This is a genomic window from Patiriisocius marinistellae (assembly GCF_009014635.1).
GTDB classification, from domain to species: Bacteria; Bacteroidota; Bacteroidia; order Flavobacteriales; family Flavobacteriaceae; genus Patiriisocius; species Patiriisocius marinistellae.
The window spans coordinates 544,904-563,397 of sequence record NZ_BKCF01000001.1; the positions used below are offsets into that span (position 1 = coordinate 544,904).

At 33.8% G+C, this 18,494-nt stretch carries 18 protein-coding genes; 12 read left to right on the forward strand and 6 right to left on the reverse strand.

Annotated features, from left to right (window positions below; genetic code table 11):
- Window positions 1-119 precede the first annotated feature (119 nt).
- Window positions 120-488, forward strand: coding sequence for a hypothetical protein (locus GB234_RS02415; protein ID WP_151892921.1), 369 nt, complete (start codon window positions 120-122; stop codon window positions 486-488).
- Here the strand turns inward: GB234_RS02415 and GB234_RS02420 are convergent.
- The 3 genes from GB234_RS02420 to GB234_RS02430 form a co-directional block, all read right to left on the reverse strand.
- Window positions 485-1,213 (reverse strand): metallophosphoesterase family protein, encoded by a 729-nt coding sequence (locus GB234_RS02420; RefSeq protein WP_151892922.1) that lies wholly within the window; start codon window positions 1,211-1,213, stop codon window positions 485-487. The genes GB234_RS02415 and GB234_RS02420 overlap by 4 nt on opposite strands.
- Window positions 1,214-1,287: 74 nt before the next feature.
- A complete protein-coding gene (locus tag GB234_RS02425; RefSeq protein WP_151892923.1) occupies window positions 1,288-2,424 on the reverse strand; it encodes an ATP-binding protein in 1,137 nt (378 codons plus the stop codon).
- Between the two features lie 24 nt (window positions 2,425-2,448).
- Complete coding sequence (locus GB234_RS02430; protein ID WP_151892924.1) at window positions 2,449-3,201, reverse strand: SDR family NAD(P)-dependent oxidoreductase; 753 nt, start codon at window positions 3,199-3,201, stop codon at window positions 2,449-2,451.
- A 161-nt stretch (window positions 3,202-3,362) separates the two neighbouring features.
- On the opposite strand from GB234_RS02430, the gene GB234_RS02435 reads away from it, so the two are divergent.
- From GB234_RS02435 to GB234_RS02485, 11 genes are all read left to right on the forward strand, one after another.
- A complete protein-coding gene (locus GB234_RS02435; RefSeq protein ID WP_151892925.1) occupies window positions 3,363-3,764 on the forward strand; it encodes a hypothetical protein in 402 nt (133 codons plus the stop codon).
- A gap of 352 nt (window positions 3,765-4,116) precedes the next feature.
- Window positions 4,117-5,121 (forward strand): AAA family ATPase, encoded by a 1,005-nt coding sequence (locus GB234_RS02440; RefSeq protein WP_151892926.1) that lies wholly within the window; start codon window positions 4,117-4,119, stop codon window positions 5,119-5,121.
- 86 nt (window positions 5,122-5,207) lie between these two features.
- Window positions 5,208-6,074 carry a DUF58 domain-containing protein gene (locus GB234_RS02445; protein WP_151892927.1) on the forward strand — a complete coding sequence of 289 codons (867 nt, stop codon included), beginning with the start codon at window positions 5,208-5,210 and terminating at the stop codon, window positions 6,072-6,074.
- 48 nt (window positions 6,075-6,122) lie between these two features.
- Complete coding sequence (locus GB234_RS02450; protein WP_151892928.1) at window positions 6,123-7,781, forward strand: BatD family protein; 1,659 nt, start codon at window positions 6,123-6,125, stop codon at window positions 7,779-7,781.
- Complete coding sequence (locus GB234_RS02455) at window positions 7,771-8,775, forward strand: VWA domain-containing protein (RefSeq protein WP_151892929.1); 1,005 nt, start codon at window positions 7,771-7,773, stop codon at window positions 8,773-8,775. Before GB234_RS02450 ends, GB234_RS02455 begins: the two co-directional genes overlap by 11 nt.
- Window positions 8,776-8,778: 3 nt before the next feature.
- Window positions 8,779-9,828, forward strand: a complete 1,050-nt coding sequence (locus GB234_RS02460; RefSeq protein WP_151892930.1) for a vWA domain-containing protein — start codon at window positions 8,779-8,781, stop codon at window positions 9,826-9,828.
- Complete coding sequence (locus GB234_RS02465) at window positions 9,821-10,774, forward strand: tetratricopeptide repeat protein (protein WP_151892931.1); 954 nt, start codon at window positions 9,821-9,823, stop codon at window positions 10,772-10,774. The genes GB234_RS02460 and GB234_RS02465 overlap by 8 nt, the downstream gene beginning before the upstream one ends.
- Window positions 10,758-12,560, forward strand: a complete 1,803-nt coding sequence (locus GB234_RS02470) for a BatD family protein (protein ID WP_308645050.1) — start codon at window positions 10,758-10,760, stop codon at window positions 12,558-12,560. Before GB234_RS02465 ends, GB234_RS02470 begins: the two co-directional genes overlap by 17 nt.
- Window positions 12,561-12,569: 9 nt before the next feature.
- Window positions 12,570-13,319, forward strand: coding sequence for a tetratricopeptide repeat protein (locus tag GB234_RS02475; RefSeq protein ID WP_151892932.1), 750 nt, complete (start codon window positions 12,570-12,572; stop codon window positions 13,317-13,319).
- Window positions 13,320-13,408: 89 nt separating this feature from the next.
- Window positions 13,409-13,702 (forward strand): hypothetical protein, encoded by a 294-nt coding sequence (locus GB234_RS02480; RefSeq protein ID WP_151892933.1) that lies wholly within the window; start codon window positions 13,409-13,411, stop codon window positions 13,700-13,702.
- Window positions 13,703-13,779: 77 nt separating this feature from the next.
- Complete coding sequence (locus tag GB234_RS02485; RefSeq protein WP_151892934.1) at window positions 13,780-15,630, forward strand: SulP family inorganic anion transporter; 1,851 nt, start codon at window positions 13,780-13,782, stop codon at window positions 15,628-15,630.
- A gap of 403 nt (window positions 15,631-16,033) precedes the next feature.
- On the opposite strand, the gene GB234_RS02490 is transcribed toward GB234_RS02485, so the two are convergent.
- The 3 genes from GB234_RS02490 to GB234_RS02500 form a co-directional block, all read right to left on the reverse strand.
- Window positions 16,034-16,360, reverse strand: a complete 327-nt coding sequence (locus GB234_RS02490; protein WP_151892935.1) for a DMT family transporter — start codon at window positions 16,358-16,360, stop codon at window positions 16,034-16,036.
- Window positions 16,361-16,457: 97 nt separating this feature from the next.
- On the reverse strand, window positions 16,458-17,441 hold the full coding sequence (locus GB234_RS02495; protein ID WP_151892936.1) for a gliding motility protein GldB-related protein: 984 nt from the start codon (window positions 17,439-17,441) through the stop codon (window positions 16,458-16,460).
- Window positions 17,442-17,605: 164 nt separating this feature from the next.
- The gene (locus GB234_RS02500) at window positions 17,606-18,487 is read right to left on the reverse strand and encodes a LysR substrate-binding domain-containing protein (RefSeq protein ID WP_151892937.1); all 882 of its coding nucleotides are present in this window, start codon (window positions 18,485-18,487) and stop codon (window positions 17,606-17,608) included.
- Between the last annotated feature and the right edge of the window lie 7 nt (window positions 18,488-18,494).

An 18,494-nucleotide genomic window follows, 5' to 3' on the forward strand; every position in this document is an offset into this window, starting at 1 on the left:
TTTATATTTTTTACACTGAAATTTTTAAAATTTTCAGAAACTATAATCCGCCTAAACTCCTTTGTTTAGGCGGGTTTTTTATAAGTATACGAATCCTATTAATTAATCGTTGTATTGTTATGAAAAAACTCCTATTTATTTGCCTTACGCTAGTCGCAGTATCATGTAATAATGATGATGAAGCAGGAAACATAAATATCAATTGCACCGAGGTTTTTGTAAACGGTCTTAGTGTAACTATCAAAGATGGTCAAACAGATGCGATTTTAACAGATGGTATTACAGTGATGGCTGTTGATGGTGATTATTCAGAAACATTAATGCTAATTAATGATGTTTTTGTAGGTGCTGGAGAACGTGCTGGAACGTATTCAATAACTGCAACGGGAGATAATTACATGCCTCAAACAATTAATGACGTTATAGTTGGTGAAGATGAATGCCATGTAATCCCGGAAGAAGTTACACTGGTACTGAGCCCTAATTAATTTCTACCCTTTTCGTCGGGATATAAACGCCATACGGGGTCGCTTTGCCAAAAATCTTTTGTTACAATATCCATAACTGATATACACCCTTTAAAAGCTGCACCAGTGTCAACATTCCAAACATTGGCGAAGTTTTGAGGTGTAGATTTGCCAATTCTAGTTGTTGGCGTATGACCTATAAATATTTCAGAGTAATTTTTAAGTCGCTTAGGATACAATTCATTATTTTTTGAAGAAGAAGGATCCATGACACACACCATTTCCCAAAGTGTGCGATCCCAATAAACCATATCTGGATTGAATTCGTTTCCAATTCCATTTTGATTTGTAAACCCTGCGTGTACAAACAATCTATTTTCAGAGTCAATGTAATAATTCTTTAAGTGGTCTAAAAATAAGATATGCCGTTGTTTTTTTTCTTCAGAAATATGCTCATAACTTTTAATACTTGAAGCACCACCGTGATTTACCCACATAGGGTTTGTGTCATTTTTAGTGAGATATTTGTGTAGTAGATAATCATGATTTCCTCTAATAAATATGCAGTTGTTTTTTTCTGAAATTTTAATTAAAAAGTCAATTGTAGATGCATTATCACTCCAGCCATCTACATAGTCTCCCACAAAAATAAGCTTATCTTTTTCTGAAATTTTAGCTCTTTTTAAAACCTGTTGCAAGCCTTTAAGGCCTCCGTGTATATCACCTATTACAAGTGTTCTTTTCATTAGTGCTACTTAGTATTATAATTATTTTCTCTTTATAATGAGTAAAGTGATTGGTCTTTTCTGTGGTTTAAATTTCAAGAATTATATTTAATTTTTCGAAGTATCCGAACACTTTCTTTATAGGACTCATAAATACTGGGAAATGGTTTTAAATATGGTTTTGATTCCAGTAATTTCGGCTTTGCCTCTTCAAAATCATTTAGATAAGCAATCAAATACGTTGCTGGTACGTTAGCTAAATCTTTTACTTCGCGAGTGGTTAATGAGATACCTTTTTTGAGCTTTGCTATCAATGCATTATTTGTATTAAAAACATGGTGGAGTGTTTTCTTATTATAACGAGGTGGTTCAAATAGCAATTTTGTGTCTAAATGATAGAGTCCATTTTCCTCAAATCGAATACAAACCTCTTCTAGTGGATAGTATTTATCTTGGTTATTGATGCCTAGTAATACGTATTCAGTAATGATAAATTCGTCTTCATTGACAACAATACTCACTTCGTCTAAAGCGGAGTAAAATAACCGCACTTGCTCATTAATAAGCTCAATATCTACACGAGAATAATAGGTTTTTCCTTTGTTAATCTTTGTTGTTCCTGCCCAACAAACAACAAATAATTCTTTAAAAACTTTATAATGAGATTGAAGGTTTTTGTGCCTGTTATTAATAAAGTCAATCACCCCGTGAAGCGTGTGCTCTATATTATTTTTTGCTTTGTTTTCAATAGCTTTTACAATGCTACTATTAATATCTTTAATTTCTATATCAAAATCTTTAGGCATAGAAATGCTGCCGTCTCGCATAAAAATAGAACCGCCCCAATATTTCCAAATATTTTTACGCAAGGATGTAATTTGGCCATTGGGTCTAATGGTCACTAACCCCACAACTTTGTTATTGGGTAAAGAAGGGAATGCTACATTTTCATAGGTAATTATTGGAGCATTAGAAAGATAGGCATTGATGAGGTTTTGAATTTTACTATCATCAAAAAAGTCAACACCTAGTATTTCGTTTGTCGCATCCTCTACGCCAATAACGATAAACGAATTATTAGCTGGATTACTATTGCTGAGTGCACAAATATGTTTTAAAAATTTTGCTTTACCTTCTTTACTACCTAAGTCAATTTTTCGTTTTTTATCATAAAAACTGCTCTCGTCATTATGAGCGAGGAGGTTTTTAATTAAAAGACGTTTGTTAATCATATTGCTACCCGCAGAGGCGGAAATCTATATTTTATTTACAATAGTGCTACTCGCTTGGTCTAGGCACATTACAGTTAAATCTGCTATGTTTACATGTGGAGGTCTAGTTATGGCAAAGTAGATGATATCTGCAATGTCTTCGGGCTGAAGCGGGGTAAAATTTTGATAAACTTTCCCTGCTTTTTCAGTGTCTCCTTTAAACCTAACTTCGCTAAACTCAGTTTCAACCATACCAGGATTTATAGCAGCTACTTTTATTCCTTTTCCGTTGAGATCTAAACGCATTCCTTGATTTATAGCATCAACGGCATGTTTACTTGCACAATATACATTACCGTTTGGGTAAACTTCTTTCCCAGCAGTTGAGCCTATATTAATAATATGTCCTGAATTTCTAGATATCATCTGTGGTAGAACCGCTTTTGTAACGTAAAGCAATCCTTTTACATTAATATCGAGCATTGCATCCCAGTCATCTGTACTTCCGTCTTGGATGGGTTCTAATCCATGAGCATTACCAGCATTATTAATTAAAATATCTATTTGGGAAAATTCATTAGGTAAATGTGCTAATTGTTCTTTAACAGCATTTTTGTCTCGGACATCAAAGGTAAGTATGTGTACTTTGCAATATTTTAAAAGGTCTTTTTGAATAGCAGTTAATCGCTCTGTTCTTCTTCCGCACAGGATAAGGTTGATGTTATTTTCCGCAAATAATGTTGCAGTTGCAAGGCCAATTCCAGAGGTAGCGCCAGTAATAAGTGCTGTTTTTGTCATATATAATTGTAGTAAAGTAAATTAATTTATACCCCTTAAAAATAAGTATTCTAAAACTTTTCATAGAGTTAAATGTCTCCCAATTGCATTGTTAATCTCTGTTAAGTTAAGTCAATAAGCAATCATCTCATATTATTTTTGTGATATATAAATTTTAAATCATGTCCCAGAAAGAAGCTTATAATAGAATGATAATGTCATTAACAAGAAGTGTTATGCTCTTAATGAGTATTGCAGTTGCTGTTTTTGTGTTTACAAATACAAGTGATGCATTTTCTAACACAAATAATGAAATTGTAAGTTTAGCTTCATATCCTACAGATGGCGCTATTTTGGGCGATATTGATTCAGACGATCAAAAATTTATAATTAAATTAAAAAATGAAAACAAAACGTTTGAGAAAACGTTAACCTCAAGTGGGCAGTTTTTTTTCAAAGGGATTGAGCCAGGAGAATACGACGTAATTATTCAATCTACTTCAGATAAAAATAATCAAATTAAGTATGAAGATGTAACTATCTTAAAAGGCGAAGTTACTGCGTTGGGAATAAACGAACTATAAAATAAAATAAAAATGACTTTAAAACCTTCAATCACATTGGAGGTTTTTTATTTTACATATTTCCGAAGCACTAATAATTAATTTATCAATTCTTCGGAAATTTTCATAATTAAAATTTGATTTTCATCTACAACCCGTTCCAATTTTTCATCAAAATGCTTGACATTTTTTTTAGCATTTTTTAATTTTACCTTCTTAATTGAAAAAAGATGAAATTTATTGTAATTCTAAAACAATAGAATCGTCTTTTTCTCAAGATACATTTAACCATTAATTAACAAGGAAAACGGCAATATTTGAGGACTTTGCGGGTTGTTAAAAATCACGGTATATTGCTGAAAAATAAATAGCTATGGAACACACTTCGACCGCTCTAGATATAGGGGCTTTGAATGAGAAAATTGAAAAGGAAAGCGCCTTTGTAGACATCCTTACGATGGAGATGAATAAAGTAATCGTAGGACAGAAGCACATGATTGAGCGCCTGTTAATTGGTTTGCTTGGTCAAGGCCATATTTTACTTGAAGGAGTTCCTGGACTTGCAAAGACGCTAGCGATTAATACACTGTCAAAAGCAGTTCAAGGTAGTTTTAGTCGTGTGCAGTTTACTCCAGATTTATTACCAGCAGATGTTGTAGGAACACTCATTTATAATATGAAAGAGAGTGATTTTAGCATTAAAAAGGGCCCTATTTTTGCAAATTTTGTGCTAGCAGATGAAATTAACCGTGCACCAGCAAAAGTACAGTCTGCCCTATTAGAGGCAATGCAAGAAAAACAGGTAACCATTGGTGATACAACATTTAAACTTGACAGACCATTTTTAGTAATGGCAACTCAAAATCCTATTGAGCAAGAAGGAACGTATCCACTACCTGAAGCTCAAGTTGACCGTTTTATGTTAAAAACAGTCATCAAATATCCTAAACTTGAGGATGAACAGTTAATAATTCGTCAAAACTTAAAAGGAGGATTTGAGCAAGTAAACTCAGTAGTTACATTAGAACAAATACTAAGAGCACAAACTGCTGCGCGAGAAGTATATATGGATGAGAAAATTGAAAAGTATATTCTTGATATTATCTTTGCAACGCGTAATCCAGAAAATTATAGACTTCCAGAATTAAAAGATCTTATTAGTGTAGGAGCTTCTCCTCGTGGTAGTATTAACCTTGCAATTGCTGCAAAATGTTACGCATTTATTAAACGAAGAGGATATGTAGTGCCAGAAGATGTACGTGCCGTTGTGCATGATATTCTTCGCCACCGTATAGGAATCACCTACGAAGCCGAAGCCGAAAACATTACTAGCGAAGACATCATCAATAAAATTGTAAACGTTATTGAGGTACCTTAATCAATAAACAATCATTCAATTATAAATAATCATTGTTTTAAGCATGGTATTGATAATTGTTAACTGCTAATTGTTAATTGAAGAAAATGAGCACAACAAAAGAACTCTTAAAAAAAGTACGTAAAATCGAAATCAAAACGCGTCGTCTTAGCGACCACGTATTTGGTGGCGAATATCACAGTACATTCAAGGGTCGCGGAATGACGTTTAGTGAAGTACGCCAATATCAATTTGGTGATGACGTACGTAATATTGACTGGAATGTGACAGCGCGCTCAAGCGTACCGCACATTAAAGTTTTTGAAGAAGAACGTGAGTTGACAATGATGTTGATGGCAGATATTAGTGGCTCTGAGTTTTTTGGAACAGATGAACAATTTAAAAATGAAATAATTACTGAAATTGCTGCAACCCTAGCATTTTCGGCCATGCAGAATAATGACAAAATAGGGTTGATTCTTTTTAGCGACCAGATTGAATTATTCATTCCGCCTAAAAAAGGCAAGATGCACGTCCTTCGTATCATTCGAGAATTGATTGAATATAAAGGTAAAAGTAAAAAAACAGATGTCGCTCAAGCATTAAAATACTTGACAAATGTGATGAAAAAGAAGGCAATAGTTTTTGTTCTCTCAGATTTTATCACAGATGATTATAGAGACACCTTAAAAATCGTAGCTGGTAAACATGATGTCACGGGCATTAGAGTATACGATAGACGCGAAGAAGAAATCCCTAATTTAGGAATGGTACAAATGCAAGATGAAGAGACAGGCGCATCAATGCTCGTAAACACAAGTTCAAAAGCAGTTAGAAATAGCTATGGTAAATACTACAGCGAGCGCGTTGATTATTTTCAAGAAGCATTTTTAAAGAGTGGTGCTGGCGCATTAGATTGCCGAGTTGATGAGAGTTATGTCAAAAAACTATTAGGGTATTTTAAAAGAAGGTAATATGCAGGCAAAGCCGAAATGTGCCAAGAATTAGACCGAAAACTAAAAATGAAACAAAAGAGTACCATCAATATTTTAAATAATGTAAACCGAAATTTTTTCGGGGGACTTTTTGTGCTATTCTTTTCTTTTTCAAGCATTGCACAGGTTAAAACTACGGCCGACACTACATCGATTAAAATTGGCGAGGAATTAAGAGTGCAATATGAGGTACTTGCAGATAGTACAGATTTAGTAGTGTTTCCAGACCAGCAAACTTTTGCCCCATTAGAAGTTATCGAATCCTACGAAACAGATACCACGTACGAAGCTTCAAAAATAAGACTTATAAAGCGTTATGGTTTAACGCAGTTTGATTCTGGCAGTTATACCATTCCGCCACAAAAAATTATTTTTAATAATAAATTTTATACTTCAGATTCTATAAATGTTGAGGTTAGAGATGTTGCCGTAGATACTACCAAGCAAAAAATGTTTGATATAAAACCTGTAGTTTCGGTTGAAAAGCCTCCATTTAAATGGGAGAGAATATTTTATTGGTTATTGCCATTATTACTACTAGCGGGTTCATTGTGGTACTATTTCAGAAGAAAAAAGAAAAAAGCAGAAGCCGAAAAACAATTACCACCTTACGAGGAGGCAATTGTAGCCTTGCAGCAGCTTGATAAAAGTGAGTATTTAATTCAAAATAAATCAAAAGAATATTACTCGTTGTTGACAGAGATAGTTAAACGTTATCTTGACCGTGAAGTGGATGATGCCGCTCAAGAAAGTACTACAGATGAGTTGATTGAACGTCTACAACTACACAAAGATGCAGGGCATTTTGAATTTGAAGCGGAAGATATTAAGCGATTGAGCGATATCTTAAAACGTGCAGATTTAGTAAAATTTGCAAAGATGCAACAAGCCTCCGGGCAAGCAGAAGCAGATAGAGCAGCTACAGAAGAAATTATCAATCACACTCATGAAGCTATCCCTGAACCTACAGAAGAAGAGAGACTACAAGATGAACTATACAAAGAAGAAGCACGAAAAAAACGCTTAAAAAAACGTGTGTTAATGGGTACCCTTGCAGGTGTAGTTGTATTAGGTATTGCTACTGTAGTATTGGGTAGTGTCTATGGCTTTGGAGCTGTTAAAGATTCAGTTTTTGGGAATGAATCAAAAACATTGTTAGAAGGCGAATGGGTTAATAGTGAATATGGAGCGCCTGCAATTATAATTGAAACACCTGAGGTTTTATTAAGAAAAGAAACTGGTATCCCTGCAGAGTTTGCTGATGTGGTTCTTTCAACTAGCCAATTTGAATACGGCCAGAAAAAAGACCATTTTTCAATCTTGCTTAACACTACAAAATACAGAGATAGTGTACCATTAGATTTAAGTCAAAGTTTAGAGGCTGGGCTTCAAAAAATTGAGGTAGACGGAGCTATTAATATGATTGTAAAGCGAGAAGACTTTAAAACAGATAGTGGTATTGAGGGATTGAAAGCATATGGTGATTTTAACTTACAAGATGCTAACGGGAATACATTAGAAGAAAAAAGAGAATACACAATGTTGATGTTCAAACAAGAACAAGCAATGCAAATGGTGTTAATGTTTAATGAGTTTGATAATGATTACATCAAGCAAATTAAAGAACGCATAATACAATCAATAGAAATTGAAGTAACCGAAAAACAACAGCAAAATGCTCAGTAATTTTGAATTTGTAAATCCGCAGTTATTCTGGTTGTTTTTACTACTTCCACTAGTAGCGCTATGGTATTTCTTTAAAAGGAATCATCAAACGGCGACGTTAAAAATTTCGAGTATTAAGGGGTTTAAGACGCCTAAAAACTGGTTGGCAAGATTACGTCCGCTGTTATTTGTTTTACGATTGTTAGCTTTAGCTGCCATTATAGTTGCTTTAGCTCGCCCAAGGACGGTTGATGAAAGTACAAGAACGGTAAGTAATAAAGGTATTGATATAGTGATGGCGATAGATGTTAGTGCCAGTATGCTAGCACGAGATTTAAAGCCTAATCGATTAGAAGCATTAAAAAATGTAGCAGCACGTTTTATTAGAGATAGGGTTACAGATCGTATAGGTCTTGTAGAATATGCGGGTGAAAGTTTTACAAAAACCCCATTAACAAGTGACAAAAGTATTGTTTTAACGTCTTTAAAAAGCATTACGTATAATACCGTTATTGAGGGAGGAACAGCAATAGGCTCTGGGCTTGCCACCTCAGTTAACCGTTTAAAAGAGAGCCGTGCAAAAAGTAAAGTAATTATCTTATTGACAGATGGGGTAAATAACACAGGATTTATTGACCCAAAAATTGCAAGTGAATTAGCAGTTGAGTTTGGTATTAAGGTATATACAATTGGCTTAGGAACAAACGGAATGGCACAATCACCTATAGGTATTCGTGCGGATGGCGGTTTTCAATACGGTATGCAACAAGTGGAGATTGATGAAACGCTTTTGAAGGAAATTGCCGAAACCACAGGCGGAAAATACTTTAGAGCTACAAATAACACGCGTTTAGAACAGATTTATGAAGAAATAAACGAATTAGAAAAAACAGATATTGAAGAATTTAAATACACAAATTATAACGAACTTTTCCGTCTTTGGGTACTACTTGCACTTGGCTTTTTAGGACTGGAATTATTGTTGCGTTATACCGTGTTTAAGAGTTTTGTGTAAACTATGTATAATTTAGAACAACCCATATATTTTTATGTATTGCTCGCAATCCCAGTGATTGTTGTGCTATTTTTTGGTGTATTAGTTTGGAAAAGACGCACACAAAAAAAGTTTGCCAATGCTACTTTACTTGAAAAATTAAGTCCCAATCAATCTATTTTTAAATCTTTTTTAAAAGTACTTGTTCTTTGTTTAGCGATAGCTTGCATGAGCATTGCATTGGTAAACCCTAAAATAGGAACAAAGCTAGAAACCGTTAAACGAGAAGGAGTAGATGTCGTTTTCGCACTAGACGTCTCAAAAAGTATGCTTGCTGAAGACATTGCACCTAATCGTCTAGAAAAATCTAAACAATTAGTAACCCAAATTATAAACAAATTAGCGGGTGACCGTGTGGGGATTATTGGATATGCAGGAAGTGCTTTCCCGCAGGTTCCTATTACTACAGATTTTTCTTCGGCACGATTATTCTTATCTGGGATGAATACAGACATGGTTTCCTCACAAGGAACGGCAATGAATGAGGCTATCCAAATGGCAGAAACCTATTACAATGATGTAGAACAAAAAAATCGCGTGCTTTTTATAGTGAGTGATGGTGAAGACCACGAAGGAGATTATGCAAGTATTGCGGCACAAGCCAATGAAAAAGGGATAAAAATTTATACCATAGGAGTTGGAACAGAAAAAGGAGAACGCATTCCTATAAAAGTAAGAGGGCGTGTAGAGTCCTACAAAAGAGATCAAAATAATGAAGTTGTAATCACAAGATTAAATGAGGAGTCTTTACGCGAGATTGCAAAAGCGGCAGATGGCGCTTACATAAATGGAACAAACACTAATGAAGTAGTTGAAACCGTGCAAAACATTCTTGGCGGCATGGATAAAAAGGAATTCGACGCTAAGCAGTTTAGTGATTTTAAAGACCAGTTTCAATGGTTTTTAGCTGGGGCATTGTTTTTGTTATTAATCGATATATTATTGTTAGAGAGAAAAACAAAATGGGTAAAGAGGTTGAATTTGTTTAACGAAAAACCCGCGTCAAATGAATAGAAAAAAGACACATATTATAGAAAATAACAATTTCAAAAGTGAAGTTTTGATTTCAGATTTTTTTCAGCTTAAAGCGAAAATTTCAATCGGACTAATATTGCTTTTGTTTGTTATATTTCCGCAGGACATTATAGCACAAGAAACCGAAAAAGAAAAGGAGCAGCGAGCTATTGAGAGGTCTAATGAATACCTCAGTGAGGCATCGCAACTTATATCTGCAGATAAATTTGTTAGGGGAGAAGGAGAATACAGAAGAGCTATTTCGGCAAACCAAAAGCAAACAACAGGGAATTATAATTTAGGGAATTCCTATTATCTAAAAAGTAAAAATGGGGAGGCGAAAGATCGTTTTAAAAAGGCAGCGAAGAATGCTACAACGAAGCCCGAGCGCCATAGAGCATTTCATAATTTAGGGAACGCGATGATGAACGAAAAGGATTATGCTGGTGCTGTTGATGCTTATAAAAACGCACTTCGTAATAATCCCACAGATGATGAAAGTAGATATAATTTAGCTTTAGCAAAAGATATGCTTGAAAAAAATCCGCCACAAGGAGGCGGAGGTGATGATAATAAAGATAATCAAGACCAACAAGACGAAAATAAAGAGGATAAAAAAGACCAAGAGAACGAGGACAAGAAAGAAGGCGACGACGGTGAGGACAAAGAAAATGAAGATAAAGGTGACGAAGAGGATAAAGATAAGGAAGGTGATAAGGAAGATGATAAAGGAAAGCCAGATGAGCCAAAGGATCCAAAAGATGAGCCAAAGGATCCAAAAGATGAGCAGGGTGAACAACCTCAACAACCCGTTCCTGGAAAATTATCGCCACAAGAGGTAAAGAACTTACTGGAGTCAATGAATAATGAAGAGAAAAAAGTACAAGATAAAATCAATGCTCAAAAACAAAAAGGAGCAAAAGTAAAAAGTGAAAAAGACTGGTAAGATGATGAAAGTGAAGCACATTTTATATGCAATTTTATTTGTCTCCTGCGCTTTTTCTGCTCAGGGACAAGTGAAGTTTGAAGCAAAAGTGAGCAAGAAAAAACTAGGGATTAATGAGCGCCTTAGAGTGGAGTTTGAGATGAACCAAGATGGTGACAATTTTAATCCGCCAGATTTTGATGGGTTTAGAGTTGTGGGAGGCCCTAATCAAGCGATTAGTAATTCGTATATTAATAGAAAGCGTACGTACTCAAAAACCTACTCCTATTTCTTGTCACCTTTAAAAAGAGGTAATTTGACAATAGGGCAAGCATCTATTGTAGTTGATGGGCAAACGTATAAAACTATTCCTGTAGCTATTGAAGTTACTGCTGCAGTTAAAACCCCAACAGATGGTAATAATACCGATATTATTGCAGAAGATAACGTGCATCTTGTAGCAGAGATAAGCAATGGTAGCCCGTTTTTAAATGAACGCATTACGGTTACCTATAAAATGTATGTTTCAAAAGATGTGAGTATTACCAGCCAGTGGAGAGAGATTGATACGCCACGTTATGCAGACTTCTGGAGCAAAAACATTGATGCTTCTGGAAATTTTAAAATTTATGAGGGTGATTATAAAGGAGAGAATTACCGGTATGTAATTTTACGAACTACTGTGCTATATCCTCAAAAAACAGGAAAGCTAGAGCTAGAGCCTTTAACACTCGATGTGCCTATTGATGTCCCAGGAAATCGTCGTGATTTATTTGGAAGACGTTTGACCACACGTGTGAATAAAACAATATCTGCTGGGCGTCGCACTATTAATGTTAAACCATTACCACTTGAAGGGCAGCCAGAAAATTTTAGTGGAGCTGTGGGTGAGTTTCAATTTAGTGTAAAGTCTAATAAGGAAAAATTAGATGCAAACGAAGCATTAGAAATTACAACTGCTGTTTCAGGAAATGGAAATTTAAATACGCTGCAATTACCATCATTGAAAGTGCCAAGCACACTTGAAATGTATGAGCCAGAACGTAGTGAAAACCTACGTACTAAAGCTACTGGAATTAGCGGTTCAGTTTCTGAAAACTATACGATTGTTCCTCAATATAAGGGATTGTACCCTATTAGACCCATCGCTTTTTCATACTTTAATCCAAAAACTGAAAAATACCAAACAATTACATCCCAAGAGCTCGTTATCAATGTAGAAAATGGCCCTGTTACTAATGCTGTGACAACCTCTAATGATGATGGAACATTAACAGATAAACAGGCTGTAGTGCTTAGCAGCGAAAATTTTAAATACATAAAACTTGATGCTAATTTATCACCCATAGTGAGTGAACCTTTCTTTAAATCTACATTATTTTGGTCATTATTAGGCGGTCCATTTTTATTGATTCCGTTATTAATTATTGCAGGGAGGAAAAGAAGTATAAGACGCGCTGATGTTCAAGGAAATAGATTGCGAAAGGCAAATAAAATGGCAAAGCGATATCTCGCCGAAGCCAAAAAGAATATTGGCAATAAGGTTATATTCTATGAAGCATTAGAGCGTTCATTACACAATTACTTGAAAGCCAAGTTAAATATTGAGACTAGCGAAATGAGTAAGGAACGTATTACTCAATTATTGCAAGAACGCAACGTAGATGAAACTCCAGTAATGCAATTTATGTCTTTATTGAAAAGTTGTGAATTTGCTAGATATACACCTACAAGCAATGTGACGATACAGCAAGATTATGACAAGGCAGTGGAGACAATTTCAACAATTGATAAACAACTACAATAATTTATAAACATGAAACAATTATTGTACATAACGGTTTTACTTTTTTCTGTGATTGGGATGGCGCAAAATGAGGCGCTTTTCAATCAAGGAAAGGATAATTATAAAGCAGAAAAGTATAGCGAAGCGATTACAAACTGGAAACAAATTGTTGACAAAGGCAATCATAGTGCGGAGCTGTATTTTAATCTCGGAAATGCTTATTACAAATTAAATCAAATAGGTCCAAGTATTTATTACTACGAGAAGGCACAACAGTTGGCTCCTAATGATAAAGAGATAAAAGTAAATTTAGCTTTTGCAGAAAATGCAAAGGTTGATGTTATAGAACCGCTACCTAAAACAGTATTTTCAAAATGGTATAATAATATTGCTAGTGTTTTTACCTATGAAGGTTGGGCAACGGCTACAGTTGTTTTTTCTATGTTGTTTGTAGGCTTCTTTTTGTTGTATTATTTTAATATTTCAGAAGGGAAAAAGAGATTGTTTTTTACAAGCGCCATAGTGTGTGTGTTTTTATTGATAGGAGGACTTTCAATGGCGTATTTAACTTTTGCTGATGTACAAAATAATAAACCAGCTATTGTTTTTGCTGAAAGTGTTGAAATTAAAACTGCGCCTAAAATGAATAGCGCCGCAGCCTTTACACTTCATGAGGGAACTAAAGTGCAGGTTTTAGATAGTGATGGTGACTGGTTGCGTATCTCTCTTGCTGATGGTAAAGACGGGTGGATTCCTAAAACAGATTTAAAGCTTTTATAATAGAATTACATGTATCTTTAATAGTTATTTAACACGTAAATGCGTTAGAAAAGCTATTTTTACAAGAAACCCATTACAAAAGAAGTTACTTGAAGCACATTTCTCTTTTTTTTATATTCCTCTTTACTTTTTCCATTGTGGCACCAGCGGCGGCAAGGGTTTTTATTGATGATATAAATTCTGCTTTGTTTATGACTATTACTGAAGAAGAGTCAAATGACATACACAAAGTTGTCATTAAAGATACCTCAGAGAATTATACTACTTCATTACTTTATTCTTTTTTTGATGGGAAACAGAATCCCACACTGTTTTTTAATACTTCTTTTTGGAAAATTGTACATCCTGAAATTACACTTCCTCCTCCAGAGGTTGTAGTCTAACAACTTTTTTAATTTATTATCAAGGCTTACGGGAATAAAAATTTCCGAAGCCAAATCTAACTTTATATTATTTTACAATGTTCAAGAATATTTTTACAAATTTTAGAGGAAACATTTTCGGCGGTATTACTGCAGGTATTGTCGCTTTACCCTTGGCACTTGCTTTTGGGGTTCAGTCTGGATTAGGACCTAGCGCGGGTCTTTATGGAGCAATAATGATTGGGTTCTTTGCCTCATTATTTGGAGGTACTAACACTCAGATTTCTGGACCTACTGCACCTATGACTGCGGTATCTATGGTGGTTATTGCAGGAATTATTGCTGCTAATAACGGGAGTGTTGAAGAAGCCTTACCGTATATTTTACTAGTATTCTTATTAGCAGGATTGTTTCAAATTATATTAGGTATTTTAGGGTTAGGTAAATATATTAAATACATTCCTTATCCTGTAGTTTCAGGATTTATGACTGCTATTGGTGTAATTATATTAATTACTCAGATTTTACCTATGCTAGGGTATTATACTGTAGATGACAAGGATTATATAAGTGAGTTCAAGCCACAAGCAGAAGAGGTTTTACTTGATAAAATTCTTCAAGAAGAAGCAGGAGAAGGTATTTTAGTCTTAGAGGATTTTGAAGAAACCGTAAGACGCGCAAAACGTATTAATGGTAATGATATTGATGCAGAAGCGTTGATACTTGCAAAAACAGCTGGCTCAGGAGTAATGGGGGCTGTAAAGTTAATACCAAGAGCTTTTCAAAATATTAATTTTCTAGAATTAGGGTTAGCGCTTGTCACTATTTTTATAATCTTTGGTTTTAAACGGATTACTACAAAAGTACCAAGTACCCTCGTAGCATTGTTAGTTGTAAGTGCGGCAGCTTACTTTTTAAAGTGGGATTATAAGCCTATTTCTGAAATCCCATCAGGATTTCCAGGTTTAAACCTAGACATGTTTGCTAATTTTAGCTTAGGGCAAATTTCTCCATATATTTTTACAGCATTGACCTTATCCTTTTTAGGAGCAATTGACTCGTTATTAACATCTGTTGTTGCAGATAATATGACTAAAACTAAGCACAACCCTAACCAAGAATTAATAGGGCAAGGAATAGGTAACTCTGTAGCATCACTTTTTGGTGGACTTCCAGGTGCAGGAGCTACAATTAGAACTGTTGTAAACATAAATAGTGGAGGAACTACAAAACTTTCGGGTATGATTGCTGCAGCTGTATTATTGATAATTACATTGGTTTTAGCACCTGTAGCATCACAAATTCCAGCAGCTGTACTAGCGGGTATTTTAATTACAGTAGGTATTGGGGTTATGGATTATAAAGGTTTAAAAGCAATTCCAAAAATGCCAAGAAGTGAAGTTGTTGTAATGCTTGTGGTATTAGTACTTTCGGTATTTTGGAATTTAGTTTATGCTGTGGGTATTGGGCTAGTATTAGCGTCTTTAATTTTTATGAAAAAGATAGGTGATGTAAGCGCAAAGCGTTCAAAGATAGTCCCCTTGTCAAATGCAGATGAATTAGCATTGCCATGGAACGATGAAAACAACTTTCCACAAAAATTAAAAGAAGAGGTGTTTATTAAAAGGCTTGACGGTCCCCTTTTCTTCGGAAATACTAACGACTTTCAAGAGCTTGCTAAAGGCATCCCACACACTGCGACACACTTAATTATTAGAATGGGGAAAGTTCCATATATAGATCAATCTGGACTATATGCACTCGAAGAGCTAATGTTAAGGTTGTTTAAATCTAAGGTAAAAGTAATTCTAGTAAACCTTCAAAAACAACCTAGAGTGATGATGGAAAATATTGATATTATTCCAGATTTAATTCCAGAAAAACGTCTATTTAAAAACTTTAAAGAAGCGATGGTTTACATTAATGCTAATGTTGAGGATGTTGTTTAAAAAATAAATTCTACAATATTAATAAGGCCGAACTGTTATCAGTTCGGCCTTTTATTTGATTTAATTTTTCAGTTATTCGGCTTATTTTATTTCTTTTTCAATTAATTTAAGAACAAAATCGATTCCTTTTAATAGTAGGTTCAAACCAATTAACTTTAGTTTGATAATAATGCATAATAAATAGAATTATATACGTCTAAATTACTTTTATTAGTGGTGCTTTTTGGTAACCCCAAAAAATTTTTTGAAACACCAGCATTATCACTTTTTTTATACTACCATTATTTCTTGTAATGTTAATTAAATTATTCCATTCGTAATTAATTGAAGTATTATTGATTTCCATTTGTTCATCTAAATTAACCCAGTTAATTAGTTGCTCTCTTAATTTAAAAAAGTGCAATTAATGCGATACTACTTTAAGCCCAATAACTGATGCAATTAATGTCATGATGAAAAATAGTCGCCAAAATGTCGCAGGTTCTCTAAAAACTAGAATTCCAATCAATACTGTTCCTATAGCACCAATACCTGTCCAAACGGCATAGGCAGTCCCTATGGGTAATTGCTGTGTGGCTTTGACAAGTAGAAACATACTTATACCTAAACAAATCAAGAATGCAACATACCAATATGTAGTTTCAACACCTGTTGATTCCTTAGCTTTTCCCAAACAGGCTGCAAAAGCTACTTCAAATAGTCCTGCAATAATTAATAATATCCAATTCATTTATATGTGTTTTATATAATTAGACACCTGCATTTGTTATAGTGTATTAAGCTCGTACACTATTATTTTAATATCTCGATAAGATTAAAAGGGTATTTTACCTTCTATATTTAATTTGCACGTATTTTTCTACATCACTTTTAATATAAAAAGAGTTATAATTCTGAACGTTTAAAATATTTGAAACAGTTTTTTTCTTGTCTTTTGTTTTATCGTAATATGCTTTGCAAATTATATATCCTGTCCAATACCCTGCATTTTTAGGTCTATTGTTATTCCCTTTGCTCCAAGAACTCCAAGTATTCCAAATGCTTTTATTTTTATCGTTTTTAAAATCATTCCATATTTCAATTTCTTTACCTTTAAATTTAGAATAATTTCCATCAGTTTCACCACTTATTATTTCAGCTATGAATTCTGCTGAACCTTCTCTCATGCTTTTTGCAAGTAAAGTATTGCTCTCATCTTCCATATTTGATTGATTAAAATGGACTAATTCGTGACATACTGTAATAGGAATATGCTTTCTCAACATACTAACTCTTAAAATATTCTTATTCCATTTTTCTGTATTTGTATCTTTAGTTCGACAGAGAATTTCTGTCCCGATTAACAAACCTCGTTTTGAAATTGTTCCATTTGAATTGAATTTTCCAATAACAAAATAAACATCGGGGAAAACTGCATTTGGATATATATTTTTAAAAGATTTAAAATTTAAATAAATCCTCTCTTTTAAGTCATCAATATTTGTAATGTTATTTCTAATAGTTTTGTAAAACTCTTTGTGTTTAATTACAAATTTTGTGAACTTATCTAGGTCTTTAATTTTAGTTTTATAAAAATCCTTAAGGCCTTTCGTTCCTTTCGAGAAATATTCTTTTTTAAAAATATTTTTAGCATTAATAGTGTCATTTATAGCTAAATCAAAAGCTTTGTAGAAGTTTTTTATATCAGAAGTGTAGATTTTTGATGAATTAGGCTCACTGTAAACTTTCAAATTTTGATCTAATACTGAACACGATTCAAACACAAAAATTATAGCAATAAAGGCGACTATTTTATTAAGTACTATTTTCAATTATAGTTTGGTTTTGTATGTTTTACAAATAATAATAAGTCTTTTATTATTATTCTGTATACGTTAATGTTATATACTCTCTTAAATATAAGCAATCAATTTTAATCAAACTAAAATTTCCGAAGCCTTTATAAAACCAATTACCATTTGGGCAACAGGGTTAATTATGCCTTACTTTTTTTAATTAACTTACTACATGCAACAACTTTAGTAATAGTCTTATTGTGTTCATTTTTTCGCCAATGCATGTACAAATCTATGGTTTGTTTTAGATCGATAAAGCGCACATTATCAAACTTGGAATGTTTAAATGAATGAGGTAGAATGGAAATTCCAAGGCCTTTAGATACGAGATTTAAAATCATACCACCAAAATCTGATTCGATACTAATTCTAGGTTCAAAACCCAATTGATTAAATAGTTTTCTCAACAAAGACGAAAAGAACGTGGTTTGATGTAATCCTGATATAATAAAGTTTTCGTGTTTAAGTTTTTCAATATTACTAATTGATTTTTTGTCTAACCAATGATTATTGGGAACCGCAATGCAAATAGGTTCGGTTGAGAGTTTTAGTGATTGAATATTGGCATGCTGAATGCTATCGCGACTAAAGGCTATATCTGTATTGTAATCAAGTAGTAGTTTTTGGTGGTTTTCGTCTGTAAGTTCGGCTAATTCTAATTTAAGATCTGGCAGATTGTTTTTTATAATTTCTAAAAAGCTAGGGAGCACACTAAATGTGATAGAACCAGGATATGATATAGAAACATGTCCTGCATCACCTTGATCTATTTTTTTTGCTTGTCTATAAATTTGATCTAGTTCGTTTATAGTTTTAGTCCAATGTTTTTGTAAAAATTTTCCAGCATTCGTTAGCTTTACGTTTCTTTTATTTCTTTCGAAAAGAGAAAAACCTAATTCATCCTCCAATGCTTGTATTTGTCTGGTTAATGACGATTGTGAGATGAAAACCTTTTCGGCTGTGTTCCAAAAATGAAGTTCTTCTGCTAATACCAAAAAATATTTTATTTGCTGGGTAGTCATAATAAAT

Coding starts and splice junctions, on each gene's coding strand:
- GB234_RS02420 (WP_151892922.1), bottom strand. CDS start 1,213: ATGAAAAGAACACTTGTAATAGGTGATATACACGGAGGCCTTAAAGGC.
- GB234_RS02430 (WP_151892924.1), bottom strand. CDS start 3,201: ATGACAAAAACAGCACTTATTACTGGCGCTACCTCTGGAATTGGCCTT.
- GB234_RS02485 (WP_151892934.1), top strand. CDS start 13,780: ATGTTCAAGAATATTTTTACAAATTTTAGAGGAAACATTTTCGGCGGT.
- GB234_RS02490 (WP_151892935.1), bottom strand. CDS start 16,360: ATGAATTGGATATTATTAATTATTGCAGGACTATTTGAAGTAGCTTTT.
- GB234_RS02425 (WP_151892923.1), bottom strand. CDS start 2,424: ATGATTAACAAACGTCTTTTAATTAAAAACCTCCTCGCTCATAATGAC.
- GB234_RS02460 (WP_151892930.1), top strand. CDS start 8,779: ATGTATAATTTAGAACAACCCATATATTTTTATGTATTGCTCGCAATC.
- GB234_RS02500 (WP_151892937.1), bottom strand. CDS start 18,487: ATGACTACCCAGCAAATAAAATATTTTTTGGTATTAGCAGAAGAACTT.
- GB234_RS02415 (WP_151892921.1), top strand. CDS start 120: ATGAAAAAACTCCTATTTATTTGCCTTACGCTAGTCGCAGTATCATGT.
- GB234_RS02435 (WP_151892925.1), top strand. CDS start 3,363: ATGTCCCAGAAAGAAGCTTATAATAGAATGATAATGTCATTAACAAGA.
- GB234_RS02475 (WP_151892932.1), top strand. CDS start 12,570: ATGAAACAATTATTGTACATAACGGTTTTACTTTTTTCTGTGATTGGG.
- GB234_RS02465 (WP_151892931.1), top strand. CDS start 9,821: ATGAATAGAAAAAAGACACATATTATAGAAAATAACAATTTCAAAAGT.
- GB234_RS02440 (WP_151892926.1), top strand. CDS start 4,117: ATGGAACACACTTCGACCGCTCTAGATATAGGGGCTTTGAATGAGAAA.
- GB234_RS02455 (WP_151892929.1), top strand. CDS start 7,771: ATGCTCAGTAATTTTGAATTTGTAAATCCGCAGTTATTCTGGTTGTTT.
- GB234_RS02445 (WP_151892927.1), top strand. CDS start 5,208: ATGAGCACAACAAAAGAACTCTTAAAAAAAGTACGTAAAATCGAAATC.
- GB234_RS02450 (WP_151892928.1), top strand. CDS start 6,123: ATGAAACAAAAGAGTACCATCAATATTTTAAATAATGTAAACCGAAAT.